This window comes from Ruminococcus sp. SR1/5, from assembly GCF_000209835.1.
GTDB classification, from domain to species: Bacteria; Bacillota; Clostridia; order Lachnospirales; family Lachnospiraceae; genus Blautia_A; species Blautia_A fusiformis.
The window spans coordinates 40,701-57,135 of record NC_021014.1 but is presented as its reverse complement, the minus strand read 5'-3'; the positions used below and the strand labels follow the sequence as shown (position 1 = coordinate 57,135).

Annotated in this window: 15 protein-coding genes, 2 tRNA genes and 1 riboswitch; of the genes, 5 read left to right on the top strand and 12 right to left on the bottom strand. The window is 44.4% G+C overall.

Translation table 11 applies throughout. From position 1 onward, the window contains the following. Positions 1-106: 106 nt before the first annotated feature. Positions 107-700, top strand: a complete 594-nt coding sequence (locus CK1_RS00310; RefSeq protein WP_015524363.1) for a Crp/Fnr family transcriptional regulator — start codon at positions 107-109, stop codon at positions 698-700. Between the two features lie 82 nt (positions 701-782). Here CK1_RS00310 and CK1_RS00305 read toward each other — a convergent pair whose 3' ends face one another. The 3 genes from CK1_RS00305 to CK1_RS00295 form a co-directional block, all read right to left on the bottom strand. Continuing rightward, positions 783-2,570, bottom strand: a complete 1,788-nt coding sequence (locus tag CK1_RS00305) for a DUF6020 family protein (RefSeq protein ID WP_306288658.1) — start codon at positions 2,568-2,570, stop codon at positions 783-785. 136 nt (positions 2,571-2,706) lie between these two features. After that, positions 2,707-3,006, bottom strand: a complete 300-nt coding sequence (trxA, locus tag CK1_RS00300) for a thioredoxin (protein WP_015524361.1) — start codon at positions 3,004-3,006, stop codon at positions 2,707-2,709. Between the two features lie 49 nt (positions 3,007-3,055). Further along, positions 3,056-3,958 carry an NAD(P)/FAD-dependent oxidoreductase gene (locus CK1_RS00295; RefSeq protein WP_015524360.1) on the bottom strand — a complete coding sequence of 301 codons (903 nt, stop codon included), beginning with the start codon at positions 3,956-3,958 and terminating at the stop codon, positions 3,056-3,058. A 312-nt stretch (positions 3,959-4,270) separates the two neighbouring features. On the opposite strand from CK1_RS00295, the gene CK1_RS00290 reads away from it, so the two are divergent. Further along, positions 4,271-5,455 carry an iron-containing alcohol dehydrogenase gene (locus CK1_RS00290; protein ID WP_015524359.1) on the top strand — a complete coding sequence of 395 codons (1,185 nt, stop codon included), beginning with the start codon at positions 4,271-4,273 and terminating at the stop codon, positions 5,453-5,455. Between the two features lie 130 nt (positions 5,456-5,585). Further along, positions 5,586-5,658, top strand: a tRNA-Phe gene (locus tag CK1_RS00285). Between the two features lie 102 nt (positions 5,659-5,760). Here CK1_RS00285 and CK1_RS00280 read toward each other — a convergent pair. Next, on the bottom strand, positions 5,761-6,840 hold the full coding sequence (locus tag CK1_RS00280; protein ID WP_015524358.1) for a 3D domain-containing protein: 1,080 nt from the start codon (positions 6,838-6,840) through the stop codon (positions 5,761-5,763). 162 nt (positions 6,841-7,002) lie between these two features. On the opposite strand from CK1_RS00280, the gene CK1_RS00275 reads away from it, so the two are divergent. Next, entirely contained in the window at positions 7,003-7,692 is a 690-nt protein-coding gene (locus CK1_RS00275; RefSeq protein ID WP_015524357.1) for a lysozyme family protein, read from the top strand. Between the two features lie 165 nt (positions 7,693-7,857). Then, positions 7,858-7,930 (top strand) — tRNA-Gly (locus tag CK1_RS00270). Positions 7,931-8,093: 163 nt separating this feature from the next. Here the strand turns inward: CK1_RS00270 and CK1_RS00265 are convergent. The 8 genes from CK1_RS00265 to codY form a co-directional block, all read right to left on the bottom strand. Then, entirely contained in the window at positions 8,094-9,278 is a 1,185-nt protein-coding gene (locus tag CK1_RS00265) for a phosphoribosylaminoimidazolecarboxamide formyltransferase (protein WP_015524356.1), read from the bottom strand. A gap of 38 nt (positions 9,279-9,316) precedes the next feature. Beyond that, entirely contained in the window at positions 9,317-10,030 is a 714-nt protein-coding gene (locus tag CK1_RS00260; protein ID WP_015524355.1) for an IMP cyclohydrolase, read from the bottom strand. A gap of 86 nt (positions 10,031-10,116) precedes the next feature. Next, positions 10,117-10,198, bottom strand: a riboswitch (ZMP/ZTP riboswitch). Positions 10,199-10,295: 97 nt separating this feature from the next. Then, on the bottom strand, positions 10,296-10,973 hold the full coding sequence (locus CK1_RS00255) for a peptidoglycan recognition protein family protein (RefSeq protein ID WP_306288657.1): 678 nt from the start codon (positions 10,971-10,973) through the stop codon (positions 10,296-10,298). A 148-nt stretch (positions 10,974-11,121) separates the two neighbouring features. After that, positions 11,122-12,576: an IMP dehydrogenase gene (guaB, locus tag CK1_RS00250; protein ID WP_015524354.1), complete on the bottom strand. Its 1,455-nt coding sequence runs from the start codon at positions 12,574-12,576 to the stop codon at positions 11,122-11,124. A gap of 68 nt (positions 12,577-12,644) precedes the next feature. Next, a complete protein-coding gene (locus CK1_RS00245) occupies positions 12,645-13,148 on the bottom strand; it encodes a DUF6106 family protein (RefSeq protein WP_015524353.1) in 504 nt (167 codons plus the stop codon). Positions 13,149-13,261: 113 nt separating this feature from the next. Then, positions 13,262-14,881, bottom strand: a complete 1,620-nt coding sequence (gene groL / locus CK1_RS00240; protein ID WP_015524352.1) for a chaperonin GroEL — start codon at positions 14,879-14,881, stop codon at positions 13,262-13,264. Between the two features lie 47 nt (positions 14,882-14,928). After that, entirely contained in the window at positions 14,929-15,213 is a 285-nt protein-coding gene (gene groES, locus CK1_RS00235) for a co-chaperone GroES (protein WP_015524351.1), read from the bottom strand. A 297-nt stretch (positions 15,214-15,510) separates the two neighbouring features. Beyond that, positions 15,511-16,296 carry a GTP-sensing pleiotropic transcriptional regulator CodY gene (codY, locus tag CK1_RS00230; RefSeq protein ID WP_015524350.1) on the bottom strand — a complete coding sequence of 262 codons (786 nt, stop codon included), beginning with the start codon at positions 16,294-16,296 and terminating at the stop codon, positions 15,511-15,513. Positions 16,297-16,435: the final 139 nt, after the last annotated feature.

Below are 16,435 nucleotides of genomic sequence, written 5' to 3'. Positions count from 1 at the left end.
CAAACAGGGATTTCCCTCCTGCCGCAAAAATGCCGTTTTTGTTGTATTTCCATCCAAACAGCGTTAAAATGAGTACTATATATTTTTATAAAGGAGTAATCTTTTTATGAATCGAAACAGCTGTCTGAATTATTTTCAGGCGTTTCCCTTCTGGGAACATATGACGGAAGAAGATCGGAATTTTCTTCTTGATAACATTCGCGAGCTTCATTACCCGGCAGGTGCTGCCGTACAGTCTGAAGAGCGCCAGTGCCTGGGAACTCTTTTTCTTCTGAAGGGAGTTCTCCGTGTTTATCTACTGTCCGCTCAGGGAAAAGAGGCAACCCTGTACCGTTTAAGGGACAGTGACATCTGCACTCTTTCCGCCTCCTGCATGCTTTCTGCCATTACATTTGATGTACAGATCGATGCAGAAACAGACTGTGATCTGCTTCTGCTTCCGGCAGTTCCTTTTTCCCGGCTGATGAAAAACAATATCTATCTGGAAAATTTCATCTACAAACGGACAACTGAACATTTCTCAGATGTGATCGCAGGAATCGAACGGACATTTTTTATGACTCTGACTCAGAGAATCGCAGCCTTTCTTCTGGATGAAGCTGCAGATACCGGTTCCGATGAGCTCGCTCTCACACAGGAAGCCATCGCCCGCTCCATCGGAAGTGCCAGAGAAGCTGTCAGCCGCAGCCTTAAAAAATGAATAAAGACGGCTCTATCCAGATCTCACGGGGATCGATCCGCATTCTGGATAAAAGACGTCTTTATGAAATGATGAATACTTTTTAATTTGAAGATGTTTTAGGTGCCGGCTGCAAGATCCACCAGAACAGCATCGGCATAATAGTCATTACCGGCCACATATAACGGATCATCCCATTTACAGGAGACACAAGACATATCAGTATATTCAGCACCGGTATGGCAAAGATCAGGAGTTTTTTCCATTGCTTCTTCACCAGAAGATATCCCATCAGCAACAGAGTAAGCCAGGTATACGTTCCTGCACTTAAGATAAGTCCCAGCCCAGGTGCACGCATCCATAATTCATCATAAAGCCTGAATAGATACTGGATCTTTTTTGGGCCTACATAGCTGACATCGATCCCGGATTTTTTCTGATACAGTTTATCTATGTAAAACCGGTACACGCCCTGCTGTCCTCTTCCCATATGGAACGGATCATTATAGCTGTAGGTGTTATTCAATGTCGCCTGGACATATACTCCCGGATGACGACGGAACATGGCAAACCAGGCTTTAAAATAATCTTTCATGTATCCATCCAATTTAGGATCATTATCATCATCTCTGAACCTGAATGTAATTTTCACAGGATCCGACAGTTCCGGATTATACTTCTCGGCAAGAACATCATAATCCAGGATCCTGTTTATCGCTTTCTTCTCACTTGCGGTTACATCATCCGGATATTCTCTCAGATATCGGGCAGTCTGCTGAAACGGTACCGAAAGCATTTCACATCGGGATCCAGGTGCCACGCCAAGGGCAGGTGCTGCCCCCTTTTCTACGCCCAGATAGCAGGCAAAAACACAGACAGCCACAATAAATGCATATTTCCTCGCGCCCTTTACCAGGAAGAAAAACAAAAGGATCAAAGAAGGCAGGACCAGATGAATGCCATTATTTCGGGTAAGACAAACACTGATTCCCAGAAGAAATAAATATACTGCCTTTCTCTTGGAAAAGGAATGACAAATATCTATATACACTGCAAAATACAAAGTAATGACCGCCGTATATAATCCATCTTTGATCACTGCCTGGGCATAGCTTCCAAATATGGGAACAAATGCAAACAGCAGAACAGTACCAAAAAGTATCCATTTTGGAGCCTTCCATCTGTACAGATAGCGGACTACCGCACTGTAACACCAGATTTCCACAGAAGTAAACACAATGACGATCAAAAATACTCCAAAATTATAACACCAGATAGTTTTTCCAAGTGTCAGCAGTCCACCCATGATCATCGTCAGGACCCATGGATGATGATTGTCCAGCGGCATAGCTCCCAAAAATACATCCAGTTGCCGAAATCCATCTGCCGGGATCGAACCTGGGAGAAATGCCAGGATAAACGGTGTCCATCCAATGATCATAGATATCTTTGCCAGGCGGAACCACATTACTTCTTCCTCTCTGGCCGGGATACGCCCGCAGGCCTTTCGGAAAAACTCCATCTCAGGAATCCTCCAGAAATAAGTGATTCCCATATCACAGATAATATAAAATCCTATAAAACATCCGGCTGAGATCAGGATCTGTTTCTTTGCGCCAAACAGAAAATCCCAGTTTCCATTTGTAAAATAAGAAGTTCCAAGAAGCATTCCCGCCGAAAAGATCACTGCCAAAACATGTGCCTGCCAGTTTCTGTATTTCCGGTAGCCCTCCCATCCTTTCACGTATAAAATAAGAAGCAGGATCCATGCAAGCAAGCTCGTGCATCCCAATCCATTATAAACATCGCTCATTTTTTCTACAGAAGTATTTCCATCCATTGGAAGGCCCGTAAAAGAAAAGGCCAGCGCTGTGATCATTGCCGCGATCACAGGCACTGCATTCTTTTTATTATTTTCTCATCCATATTTTTATTAACCCTTGTCTAAAATTTTCAGTAAACCAACAATGCTCCGGAAACCGTTTCGGTTCCCAGAGCTGTATCTGTTTTTCTGTTTTCTGTTTTGGTTACTGAAGCGCTGCCTCAAGCTCTGTCTTTGATGTCAGTCCCACAAAACGTGCGGTCTCTTTTCCTTCTTTGAATACCAGCAGTGTGGGGATACTCATGATCTTGTACTGCTGTGCCAGTGATGGCTCTTTGTCTACGTCAACCTTGCCAACCTCATATCCGGCTTCTGCAAGCTCTTCCACGACCGGAGCCTGACGTCTGCATGGTCCGCACCAGGTTGCCCAAAAATCTACCAGTACCGGCTTTTCTGCCTTTAATACCTCAGTTTCAAAATTGTCTGTTGTAAAAATTTTTGCCATGATAAAATTCCTCCTTGATCCTGTATTTATTTTTAGTATCAGCTTATACTTACGCCTTCAGAAGCTTCCGCACATACTGACAGGCGGAAAGTCCTGCCTGGGCACCGTCATGAACAGCTTTTGCCACCTGGAGAAGTCCACCGGTGCAATCACCTGCTGCATACAGTCCCGGAACTGTAGTCTCCATCTCTTCATTGACCCGGATATTTCCTTTTTCATTCAGTTCCGCTCCGATCTGGCGGGCCATCTCCGAGCTTCCGGCTGTACCAAGTGCTACAAAGACTCCCTCTGCCGGCACAAAAGAATCTGCTCCGGTACCTGCTTCCTGCATGGACACATCACTTTTCAGGCGGATGCCGGAAACACGCTCATCTCCTTCGATCGCCTGGATCTTCATGGTGTTAACCGGAAGCGGATTTTCTCTTGAAAATTCCGGTTTCTTTCCATCTGTAAAGATCGTCACACGGGAAGCGGTATGAGAAAGTTCTTCTGCTTCATGAAGAGCAAAATCACTGTTTCCAAGCACTGCCACTTCTTTTCCTCTGTAAAAAAATGCGTCACATACTGCGCAGTAGCTGACACCTTTTCCCTCAAATTCCTTTACTCCCGGAATCCTGGCAGAAGCTCTCCTGCTTCCGGTTGCCAGGATCACGCTGCGTGCCTCAAAATCTCCTGCGGTAGTTTTCACCTCAAAAGTATCAAAACCACCCATTCCCACAACCTGGGCATCCAGGATCCGTACTCCAAGTGCTCTTGCCTGGACAAGACCTCTTTCGAAAAGTTCTCTGCCGGACAGCGGCTGCTCCAGTCCGTAATAGTTCTCGATCTTCTCCGCTTTTTCCAGTGAACCGATTCCTGTATTTATGATCAGCGGATCCATATTTCCTCTTGCCGCATAAAGTGCTGCCGAGATCCCGGCCGGACCTGCTCCTATGATAATGATATTCTCCATTTCAGACACCTGCTTTCTTCTTCGTTTGGATCTGTTCTATAATATACGCTTCGCATTGGTCTGTTTCTGTGATCAGGTCACTTTTCCTTCACAGAAGTCATTATATCACATTCCCCCAAAATTACACCTTTTTTTCAATAGCTTTTATTTGCGTCTGTTTCTCTTCTATGCTATTATTATAACGACTTTAAACCAATTAAATGAATCAAGATGATACCCCTGCGGGATCATAAATATCTGCTTGACCTGTAAGGAAACAGATTCCTTATATTTATCAATAGATCATGAATCATAAAAAGGAGCCTAATCTCTATGAGAAATTTTGAATATTTTACCCCTACCCGGGTTATTTTCGGAAAAGATACACACCTTAAGATCGGCACTGTTCTAAAAGAGCAGAACTGCAGCAAAGTACTGATCCATTATGGCAGCCACAGTGCAGTAAGCTCCGGTCTGATCGATGAGATCCGATCTTCTCTGGATGAAGCTGGAATTTCCTATGTCACTCTTGGCGGTGTGGTTCCCAATCCCCGTCTCTCCAAGGTACGTGAAGGTATTGAGCTTTGCCGCAAAGAACAGGTTGATTTTCTTTTGGCTGTTGGCGGTGGCAGCGTTATTGATTCCTGCAAGGCCATCGGCTATGGACTTGCCAATCCGGATACAGATGTGTGGAACTTTTTTCTCCGCACCGAAACCCCAAAAGCCTGTCTTCCTGTAGGCGTTATCCTGACGATCGCAGCTTCCGGAAGTGAAATGAGCGGATCCTGTGTGATCACCAATGAAGAGGGCTGGCTGAAACGAAGTAGTGCCCGCAACGATCTGTGCCGCCCACGTTTTGCTATTTTAAATCCCCGCCTCACCTATACCCTGCCGCAATATCAGACCGAAAGCGGCTGTGTGGATATCCTGATGCATACTATGGAACGGTACTTTGTAAATATCGAAACCATGGAGATCACCGACAGTATCAGCGAATCTCTGATGCAGACCGTGATCTATAACTCCCGGATCCTGATGAAGGAGACGGATAATTATACTGCACGGGCAGAGATCATGTGGGCCGGCAGTCTTTCCCACAATGGACTTACCGGCTGCGGAACCGGCGGTGGTGACTGGGCCTGTCACCAGCTGGAGCATGAACTGGGCGGCACCTACGATGTGGCTCACGGAGCCGGTCTTGCCGCTTTGTGGGGAAGCTGGGCACGTTACGTTTATGATGCAAATCCGGAACGCTTTGCCCAGTTTGCAGTCAATATCTTTGACATTCCCTGCAGTACCGACTTCAACAAAACTGCTCTTGCCGGCATAGAAGCCATGGAAGATTATTTCCGTTCCATCCAGATGCCTACCAGCCTTCATGAGCTTGGTCTTGATCTTACAGAAAAGGAGATCCATGATCTAGCGTTTAAATGCAGCTTTGAAGACACCCGTACCATCGGTGTGTTCAAACAGCTGAACATGAAAGATATGGAAAAAATCTATCTTGCTGCCAGATAAATCTGTAGCCATAATATTGCAGATGTTTTTTTGAAAATCAGATTTTTCAGAAAAACATCTGCTTTTTTTATTTTTTCCTTGCATTCTCTACATAAATGTGTTAAAGTAACAAAGTACTCGAAAGAGACATGCCCAGATAGCTCAGTTGGTAGAGCAGAGGACTGAAAATCCTCGTGTCGCTGGTTCGATTCCGGCTCTGGGCATTATTTTTTACTCTGATCGCAGAATAGCCTCTGCTGGTCAGAGTTTTTTATACAAAAAACTGCTGCAAATCCCTTGTGGAATCTACAGCAGTCTTTTTCTGATCACTGAAGCAAATAAACTTCTGTATAAAACACGCCCTTCTGCTCTGCTTCGGAGTGTGTTGCCACATATACATCAATGCAATTGGTCCGGATCGCTCCTCCGCAGTCCTCTGCAACATAAACCTGTCCATTGATCACTACTTTGGAACCGTATGGGATCTGACTCGGATCCACTGCGATCGTACGGTTGGTAGTGGCCGTTACTCCTGTGGAAGTAATTCCATTCGCCCATGGTCCGCAGCAGATGCTACACGGACAATAATGCGTGATCCGGAATGTTCCCAGTGGTTTCAATGTCGCGTCCGAAGATACTGATACCGGCGTTCCGATCTGTACGCCAGCTGCGGTACTTCCGGAACCACCTGTGGAAGTTACACCATCCACCGCATCCGCAAAAACGCCCTCCCCGGAACTCTTGGTAAGGGATCCTGCTTTTGTATTCTTTTCCTGCTCTGCCTTGGCCACTTCCGTAGCCTGATAACCTTCCAGACAGCTGGTCGGAATATAGCCGACGTGATCTGAACCACTGTCATCTGTGTAAACGATCCTGCTCCAGATAGCATCTACCGTACCTGTTCTTTTCAGCTCATCATCCTGAAGGACCTCTCCTACAACCTCTCCGTCCTTCTTGCCGGGATAATCCAGGATATCACTGTCCTGTGCCGCTGTAACTGTATCTGTAAATTTATTTACGATCTCCGTATCACTGAGCACGCTGTCCGAAACATAACCGATGATCTTGTCCTCACCTTTCTTTTGGAAGGTCACCTTGCTCCAGCCATTGTCACAGACTGCAACTCTTTCAAGCTTCGTTCCCAGGATCACAGAACGCAGCTCTGTACCACTGTCTCCCGGATTGGACCGGATTTCCGTATTTTTCGCTGTAACATAAAGCGTATCACTCTTCGCCAGAGCATTTACTGTATTTCCCGCCCCATCATCGATCTGAAACTGCTGAGGTGTTTTTTTCTCCTTTGTATATGTATCCAATGTTGCTTCATATCCCAGTACCTCTGCTGATACGGATGCAGGGAAAAGCATAGAAGCACATAAAATAACTGCCAGAAGCTTTTTTCGCATGAAATCTTGCCTCCTTTATTCCGGCATTCTACGGTTTGTCCCGACTATCATAGCATATCAGATCATATTTTGCAATTTCACAGGACAGTCTTCAGAAATTTTTAACAAAAAGATCATATTTTTTAACTGGTCAAATCTATCCGTAACGGATACAATACTTATATGAATATAAAACACAAGAAACCAACCCTTACTAAAAAACAGCGCCACAAACTCCGTGTACAGCAGGTGCGAAGGCAGAAGATCTTTCTGACATGTCTTTTTCTGCTGATCGTGGGCTGTATCCTTCTGCGTTTTTCCAAATTTTCCGGCAGGCAGGAGGAAGCCCATCAGATCAATGCAGCCTGTGAAGCTTATCGCGATGAGGTCTCCAGCGAAGCAGCACAATATGATATGTCCGACTATGTAGACCTGCTCCTGGCCGTGATGATGCAGGAAAGCTCCGGGCAGGGTACTGATCCCATGCAGTCTTCAGAAGGAGCCTACAACACCAGATATCCGCAGCAGCCCAATGGTATCACAGATCCTTCTTACTCTATTTCCTGTGGCATCCAGGAGCTGAAATATGCTCTGGATAAAGCCGGCTGTACCGGTCCGACTGATCTTTCCAAGATCCGTCTGGCTCTGCAGGCATACAATTTCGGAGCCGATTCCTATTTTGCTTATCTGGAAGAAAACGGTCAGACTGTGTGGACGGCCCAAAGTGCTCAGGCCTTTGCTCAGATGGCAAGCGGCGGCACACAACGTGATGAAGATGATCCCCTTCATGATCCTGCCGGTCCATGGGACTATGGTGACCAATACTATCCGGATCATGTTTTGCGCTATTACCACTTAGACAATAACTCATAAACCACCGAAATATTGTCATATACAAGTTCTATTTCAGATGTCTGGAATAAACTTTATATGTTGTATATAATTTCAAAAAATTCCAAAAAACATTTGACAGAATATAAAATCTATGCTAATATATGTCTTGTCGCTGAGGGAAATACGTGAAGCGATAAGGCATATGCGATAGTGGCGTAGTTGGTAACGCGCGACCTTGCCAAGGTCGAGACCGCGGGTTCGAGCCCCGTCTATCGCTCTTCAGAACTCTGAATCTTTCAGAGTTCTTTTTATTTTTAAAACTATCCTTTTTCGATCAAAAAGTCCCGAGTCTGATCTCTTTTTTCCAGAAATTCAGATTCGGGACTTTATATTTTTTATCTTTTATTTCAGCTGCATATCATGGCCAAGGCATGCATCTTTTAGTGGTGGAAAAGGCGGATTCCTGTAAATGCCATCACCATTCCATACTTATTACATGTATCGATAACTGCGTCATCACGTACAGATCCACCCGGCTCTGCAATATATTTTACACCGCTCTTATATGCGCGCTCGATATTATCACTGAATGGGAAGAATGCATCGGATCCCAGTGTCACGCCGGTAAGACCATCCAGCCATGCTCTCTTCTCTTCTTTTGTGAACACTTCCGGCTTCTCCGTGAATGTCTTTTCCCATGCACCATCTGCAAGGACATCCATATATTCCTCACCAATGTAAACATCAATGGCATTATCTCTCTCCGCACGTGTGATCGTGTCTTTAAACGGAAGCTCCAGTACTTTCGGACACTGACGGAGATACCAGTTATCTGCTTTCTGGCCTGCAAGGCGTGTACAATGTACACGGGACTGCTGTCCTGCACCAACGCCGATAGCCTGTCCGTCCTTAACAAAGCATACAGAATTGGACTGTGTATATTTCAGGATGATCAGAGAAACCTTCATATCTCTCTTGGCTTCTTCCGTAAGCTCTTTATTCTCTGTTACAATATTGGAGATCAGCGCATCATCAATTGCCAGCTCCTGGCGGCCCTGCTCAAAGGTGACTCCAAATACCTGTTTGTGCTCCAAAGGTTCCGGAACATAATTTTCATCGATCTGGATCACATTGTAATTGCCTTTTTTCTTCTGCTTCAGAATTTCAAGAGCCTCCTCTGTATATCCAGGTGCGATCACACCATCAGAAACCTCTCTCTTGATCAGCATTGCGGTATCTTTGTCGCAGACATCAGAAAGAGAAATGAAATCACCAAATGATGACATACGATCTGCACCTCTTGCTCTTGCATACGCACATGCAAGCGGGGAAAAATTCTTCCAGTCCATATCATCTACCCAGTAGATCTTTGCCAGTGTCTCATTCAGCGGAAGTCCGATGGAAGCACCTGCCGGAGATACATGCTTAAATGAAGTTGCTGCCGGAAGTCCGGTTGCTTTCTTAAGGTCACGTACCAGCTGCCAGCCATTAAAGGCATCCAGGAAATTGATGTATCCTGGTCTTCCGGAGAGTACCTGGATCGGAAGCTCACTTCCATCTGCCATATAAATCTTTGATGGTTTCTGATTTGGGTTACATCCGTATTTTAACTGTAATTCTTTCATGAAAAAGCTCCTCCGTTCTCTGTGATATCCCTATTTTCTTATTTATTCTTGTTTACGATCCTGGATTCATATTTTCCTGTCTCAATGTCAATAAAACGAACAAAGAGAGAAACTTTATTATCCTGGTTCAGGCTCTTCCAGAGGAGATCCGTAAACTCATCAATATCGCTTGGGATCTCTACCAGCTTCGGCTCTCCCTCGAAACTTGGAAGTGGATTTCCATCGCATTTATAAGTATGGATAAAACGTCCCTGTCCTGCCGCCGCATTCTCATAGGCGAATGTATAACGAAGACAGGAATCCGGATTTCCGTTATTGCTCTTTAAAATAGACATCGCATAATTGAATTTACCGTCTTCAACATGAAGAACACCTGAAATACGAGGTGTATAGTTCGGCGCATCCGGCTCAAACTCTCTGCTGCGGAGAGACTGTTCAAAGGTGAGCTGTCTGTCCATTCCCTCATAGATCGTATCTGTCTGATCACCATTTGTTACGATGGTCTTATTTCCAAGGACACGTACCGGTGCATAAATGATCAGGCTCGGGTCTGTAAGCTTGGATGGATCAAAAGCCTGTGTACGGATTCCTTCCCCATCCTCAACAAAAATACGGTTTCTGCTGTTCTCGCTTCTTCCCATAATAAAATATGCAGTAACTGCATGTTTCCCGTCAGCGGAACGTCCGATCACAATTCCTCTTCCCGGATAGGAATTTTCTTTCAGTTCTTTTTCAAGTGAAAATGTCGTCATTTTTCACAGTCCTCCTTGTCTAATGTAAGGCCCGGGGCTCATCCCAGGATATGAACGGTAACAAAAAACCGCCTGGACACCCCTTATCAGGCTGCCCAGGCGGTCGGCTTCTCACTTCACTGCACTCCCTGTAGGTAATCCTACTTTCCGCCAGTCATGCAGCTTCTGCTGTTATACTACAATACTTCTTCTTAATTTTCAAGCCCCTATTTTCAGAAATTATTTTTCCAGACTTCTTGTTGCTCACAAAATAAACAATAACACTTTATTTCCCCTGTAATGCATAATCTGTCTGGATCTGTGCTGCAATGTCTGATTTCATCTGGATCCATGCATCGGGATTTTCCACGTAATACTTCGGACAGTCTTTACCTGTGACATCATAATGACGGATCACCTGATCCGAAGTCAGTCCAAAGCGTGTACAAAGCCACGCTGTCAGCTTTACCACCGAATCATAGGTTGCTGTATTAAACTGCCCTGTTTCATCCGGATGGCAGCATTCAATGGATATGGTATCTACATTTCTGGAATTTGTGGCATAGGATATTTCCGAAGTGGGAATACATTGTACCACTTCTCCCTCCAACCCTACCACAAAATGACTGCTGACTTTGTTGTCCTGCGTTGTCGCAAGATTTTCAAAATAATTCCGGTTGGATACGGCAGTAGATCCCGGATTGGCCGTATAATGAATGGCTATATAATTTACCTGTTCCATAGAAATCTGTGGTCTGGAATAGGAATTCGGTGTCAGAAGCTCCACATCAATAAAAGGTGCTCCTTCTGCCTGCCATTGTTCCGGTCCGCCATTTCCGCTGGCATTCCCGGATATCTCTTCCTGTCCGGACTGAGTTTCACTCTGTTCCATGCGCATCTCAAAAAATGCGTATCCTAACGCACACGCAGCAAAAGCAACGATCACAATGATACATATCAGCACAATCCTCTGCAGGATCTTGATCGGGTTCTTTTTCTCAAAGACTTCTTTTTCTTCTGGAAGACCCGGAGGAAGTTTTCTTTACGGAAACAGGCCGCCCGCTATGGGACGGCCTGGGTGACTTTTTACCGGTCTTACCTTTTTTCCTTTATTATTCATCTACACTGTAGTTTGGAGCCTCTTTTGTGATGTGGATGTCATGTGGATGTGACTCTTTAAGAGATGCAGCTGAAATCTTGATGAATCTGCCTGTTGTCTTAAGCTTCTCAATATTTTCTGCTCCACAGTAACCCATACCGGATCTTAAACCACCGATCAGCTGGAATACGGTATCCTCAACGTGTCCTTTATACGCAACACGACCCTCAACACCCTCCGGCACAAGCTTCTTTGCATTCTCCTGGAAATAACGATCCTTGCTGCCATTCTCCATAGCTGCGATAGATCCCATTCCACGATATACTTTATATTTTCTTCCCTGATAAAGTTCGAATGTTCCCGGGCTCTCATCGCATCCTGCGAACATGCTTCCCATCATGCAGACATTGGCACCTGCTGCGATGGCCTTGGTGATATCTCCGGAATATTTGATACCGCCGTCTGCAATGATCGGGATTCCGTAGCTGTTAGCCACTTCATAACAATCCATAACTGCAGTAACCTGCGGAACACCAATACCTGCAACAACACGTGTTGTACAGATAGATCCCGGTCCGATACCAACTTTAACTGCATCTACTCCAGCCTCGATCAGAGCCTTGGTAGCTTCGCCTGTTGCAACATTACCTGCGATTACCTGAAGCTCCGGATATGTTGCCTTGATCTCGCGGACTGCTTTTAAAATGTTTTCTGAATGACCATGTGCAGAATCAATTACGATCACATCTACATTAGCCTTCACAAGCGCATCAACACGCGCAAGCACATTTGCTGTGATGCCAACCGCAGCACCACAGAGAAGTCTTCCCTGTGCATCCTTGGCTGCAAGCGGATACTTGATCTGTTTCTCGATATCCTTGATGGTAATGAGTCCTTTTAAATTAAAGTCATCATCTACAATGGGTAATTTCTCCTTACGGGATTTCGCAAGGATCTTCTTGGCATCCTCAAGTGTGATTCCTTCCTTAGCTGTGATCAGTCCTTCTGAAGTCATGCACTCCTTGATCTTTCTGCTGAAATCTGTCTCAAATTTAAGATCACGGTTTGTGATAATACCTACCAGTTTTCTGCCTTCTGTGATCGGAACACCGGAAATACGGTATTTCGCCATCAGATCATTGGCATCCTTCAGTGTATGCTCTGCTGAAAGATAAAATGGATCGGTGATAACACCGTTCTCAGAACGTTTAACTTTGTCAACCTCTTCTGCCTGTGCCTCAATGGACATATTCTTGTGAATGATACCGATACCACCCTGTCTGGCCATAGCAATTGCCATTCTGTGCTCTGTAACTGTGTCCATTCCCGCACTCATCATGGGGATATTCAGCTTTACTTTCTTGGTTAAATACGTTGAAACATCAACCTGATTCGGAATTACTTTAGAATAAGCCGGAACCAGCAGGACATCATCAAACGTAATGCCTTCACCAATAATAGTACCCATTGCATTTCCTCCCTTTGTGTAAGATATTTTAAATTTGTGAACTAGTGTAACAAAAAACAAGATTCATGTCAATCCAAAAAAACTTTACTCGGTGCAGAATTTTTCATGGTATTGGCAAGTTCATCATCCAGCTCCAGGATCACCTTGCAGGTTTCTCCGCTGTCTCTTACGATCATGGCATAGCGCTTATGATCCTCAATACCTGAGGAAAAGTCTATGGTTTTCATCTTCTGATTTCCGTTGTAATAATCCATTCTGTGGGATTTCAGAGGTGCCACAAGATCAGCCTCCGCAAGCTGAAGTGATTTTACTCTTTTCCTCTTTGACTTGGACATGATCATATCAATATCCAGTTCCCCGTTAACAAACAGATATTCATATTCCAGGTCTGTTTTCGGAATTACAAAATAGCATGCAACACCAAGAGCGATAGCCGGAACCAGAAGAAGTGCATTCAGCACCAGACCTCCCAGAACCATGATCACGGTCAGTGCAATAAGACCGTATTTTATAGCAAGATCCTTCCCTGTCTGTTTCTTCTTTACCAGAAGTTCTGAATATAAGTCACTCATTTGCTTCTTCCTTTCGTAATTTACTGATTTCTTTTGATTATAACACAAAAAGAGAGCCGCGTCCATGACGCAGGCCCTCTCATTTTGTAAATTATTTACCTGCCTGCTTGAAATTACATCATTCCCATTCCCGGGTTTGTTGCCGGAGCAGGAGTATCCTCTTTGATCGTAGAAACTACAGCCTCTGTTGTAAGAAGTGTAGATGCAACACTTGTTGCGTTCTGAAGTGCACTTCTTGTAACCTTTGCAGGATCAAGGATTCCATTCTCAACCATGTTTACATATTTCTCATTCAGAGCATCAAAGCCTGTACCTACCTCAGACTCTCTTACCTTGTTGATGATAACAGCGCCTTCCAGTCCTGCGTTTGCAGCAATGTGGAACAACGGAGCCTCAAGGGCTTTCAGGATCACATAAGCACCTGTCTTCTCATCTCCCTCAAGTGTTGCTGCAAGCTTTGCAACCTCTTTGGAAGCATGGATATAAGCAGAGCCGCCGCCTGCGATGATACCTTCCTCAACAGCTGCTCTTGTTGCTGCAAGAGCATCCTCAAGACGAAGCTTTGCTTCTTTCATCTCTGTCTCAGTAGCAGCACCTACACGGATAACAGCTACGCCGCCTGCCAGTTTTGCAAGTCTTTCCTGAAGTTTTTCTTTATCAAACTCGGATTTTGTCTCCTCGATCTGCGCACGGATCTGAGCAACACGTTTTGCGATGGCATCTTTATCGCCAAGGCCGTCAACGATAACTGTATTCTCTTTTGCAACCTTAACGGATTTTGCACGTCCGAGCTGCTCCATTTTAGCTTCCTTCAGATCAAGACCGAGCTCGTCAGAGATCACCTGTCCGCCTGTCAGGATCGCAATATCCTGAAGCATCTCTTTTCTTCTGTCACCATAGCCAGGTGCTTTAACAGCTACTACCTGGAAGGTTCCTCTCAGTTTGTTAACGATCAGGGTTGTGAGAGCCTCACCCTCAACATCTTCTGCAATAATGAGAAGCTTTGCACCAGCCTGAACAACCTGCTCAAGAAGCGGAAGGATCTCCTGGATGTTGCTGATTTTCTTATCTGTGATCAGAATATACGGATCATCAAGAGTTGCCTCCATCTTCTCCATATCTGTAGACATGTATGCGGAAATATATCCACGGTCAAACTGCATACCTTCAACAAGGTCAAGCTCTGTATGCATGGTCTTGGACTCCTCAACAGTGATAACACCATCCTTGGAAACCTTCTCCATAGCGTCTGCAACCAGCTGTCCAACCTGCTCATCACTTGCAGAGATTGCGGCTACATTAGCGATCTGAGCTTTTCCGTTAATTGCCTGGCTCATGTTCTTGATCGCTTCTACTGCAACATCTGTTGCTTTTTTCATTCCTTTTCTGAGGATGATCGGGTTCGCTCCTGCTGCCAGGTTCTTCATTCCCTCATGTACCATTGCCTGTGCAAGTACGGTTGCTGTTGTAGTACCATCACCAGCTACATCGTTTGTCTTGGATGCAACCTCTTTGATGATCTGAGCACCCATATTCTCGAATCCGTCCTCAAGCTCGATCTCTTTTGCAATGGAAACACCATCGTTTGTGATAAGCGGAGCACCGAAAGATTTGTCAAGTACTACATTTCTTCCTTTCGGTCCAAGTGTTACTCTTACTGTATCTGCAAGTTTATTTACACCAGCTTCAAGTGCTGCTCTTGCTTCTGCGCCGTATTTGATCTCTTTTGCCATGATAAAATGACCTCCTATTTATATTGATATACGATAAGATGTTTATATTATTTAATGATTGCCAGGATATCTTCCTGCTTTACAATAATATAATCAGTTCCATCCATCTTTACTTCTGTTCCTGCATATTTGGAATAGATAACAGTATTTCCGACTTCTACTTCCATTTTTACTTCTTTCCCGTTTACAACTCCGCCAGGTCCAACTGCAATAACCTCTGCCTGCTGTGGTTTCTCCTGTGCCTGTCCCGGAAGCACAATTCCGGATGCTGTTGTCTCTTCTGCTTCAACCTGTTTTAATACTACTCTGTCGCCTAAAGGTACTAACTTCATGATCTATGTTCCTCCTTTATAAGTTCCATCTTCGCCTGCTAGCACTCACTTTATACGAGTGCTAATCACTATGGCTATATTAGTGAATTTCACATATTTTCGCAACCCTTTTAAGATATGGTTTTTCTATATTATTCTGGTTTTATCTCTTTTATACTCTTGTTTTCTCTTGTTTTCTTAATTTCATTATTTATTTTGATTTTATGAAACAGACAAAAAAGAGACTCCCACACTAGCGGGAAGTCTCTTTTGTCACGTTCTTTATCTTATATCAAGCATCTGACAGTGCTGATCACATTATGCCTTCTTGCTTCTCTGTGCTTTTATCTCCTCAAGCTCATCAAAGATCACTTCATTAAGAACTTTAATGTAAGTTCCCTTCATACCGGATGAACGGGATTCGATCACACCTGCACTCTCGAATTTACGCAGTGCATTTACGATCACGGATCTGGTGATACCTACACGGTCAGCGATCTTGCTGGCAACCAGGATACCCTCATCCCCATCCAGCTCATCAAAAATATGGATGATCGCCTCAAGTTCTGAGAAGGACAGTGTACTGAATGCCGATTTAACGATCTGCTGTTTTCTGTCTTCTTCTGCGTTCTCGTCATGAACCGCACGCATCATTTCCAGGCCAACAACTGTTGTACCATACTCGCTGACGATAATATCCTCAATATCATAGGGATGATCATTGCGGTACATGAATAACGTTCCCAGTCTCTCACCTGCAATATCGATCGGATTCACGATTCCCTGATAATTTCCGGGTACATGCTCAAAGCCAAGTGTCTGGAGATTGACATTCTCCTTTGTGGAAAGAACACCAAGAAATCTCTCATTCAATAACGGGTCGATATGTCCGCCGATCTTGTCATCGATCAGCTCTGTGATCTCATCCACACCCGGGCAGATACTGACTCCCAGAACCTTACCTTTCTTACTGAGTACCAGGATATTGGAACTTAAGGTTTCCATGAGCACCTGGCAAATGTCGTTAAACACTACCTTGCTTGAGCTGCTGTTATGCAGAAGCTTATTGATTTTTCTAGTTTTATCTAGCAACTGAACGCTCATTTTTCCTCCTTTCACTTTCGTACCTTGAAAGAAATCGTTTTTCTAGTCTAATATTACACGTTATTCTGGAAATTTACAAGACTTTTTTATATTTTTTATTTTTAACGGGATTTTCTGAAAATTGGTGGAAAAGCATTTA

Excerpts from the sequence above, each read along its gene's own strand:
- CK1_RS00310 (WP_015524363.1), top strand. The coding sequence starts at position 107 with ATGAATCGAAACAGCTGTCTGAATTATTTTCAGGCGTTTCCCTTCTGG.
- trxA (WP_015524361.1), bottom strand. The coding sequence starts at position 3,006 with ATGGCAAAAATTTTTACAACAGACAATTTTGAAACTGAGGTATTAAAG.
- CK1_RS00265 (WP_015524356.1), bottom strand. The coding sequence starts at position 9,278 with ATGAAAGAATTACAGTTAAAATACGGATGTAACCCAAATCAGAAACCA.
- CK1_RS00245 (WP_015524353.1), bottom strand. The coding sequence starts at position 13,148 with ATGAGTGACTTATATTCAGAACTTCTGGTAAAGAAGAAACAGACAGGG.
- CK1_RS00295 (WP_015524360.1), bottom strand. The coding sequence starts at position 3,958 with ATGGAGAATATCATTATCATAGGAGCAGGTCCGGCCGGGATCTCGGCA.
- codY (WP_015524350.1), bottom strand. The coding sequence starts at position 16,296 with ATGAGCGTTCAGTTGCTAGATAAAACTAGAAAAATCAATAAGCTTCTG.
- CK1_RS00275 (WP_015524357.1), top strand. The coding sequence starts at position 7,003 with ATGAATATAAAACACAAGAAACCAACCCTTACTAAAAAACAGCGCCAC.
- guaB (WP_015524354.1), bottom strand. The coding sequence starts at position 12,576 with ATGGGTACTATTATTGGTGAAGGCATTACGTTTGATGATGTCCTGCTG.
- groL (WP_015524352.1), bottom strand. The coding sequence starts at position 14,881 with ATGGCAAAAGAGATCAAATACGGCGCAGAAGCAAGAGCAGCACTTGAA.
- CK1_RS00290 (WP_015524359.1), top strand. The coding sequence starts at position 4,271 with ATGAGAAATTTTGAATATTTTACCCCTACCCGGGTTATTTTCGGAAAA.
- groES (WP_015524351.1), bottom strand. The coding sequence starts at position 15,213 with ATGAAGTTAGTACCTTTAGGCGACAGAGTAGTATTAAAACAGGTTGAA.
- CK1_RS00260 (WP_015524355.1), bottom strand. The coding sequence starts at position 10,030 with ATGACGACATTTTCACTTGAAAAAGAACTGAAAGAAAATTCCTATCCG.
- CK1_RS00280 (WP_015524358.1), bottom strand. The coding sequence starts at position 6,840 with ATGCGAAAAAAGCTTCTGGCAGTTATTTTATGTGCTTCTATGCTTTTC.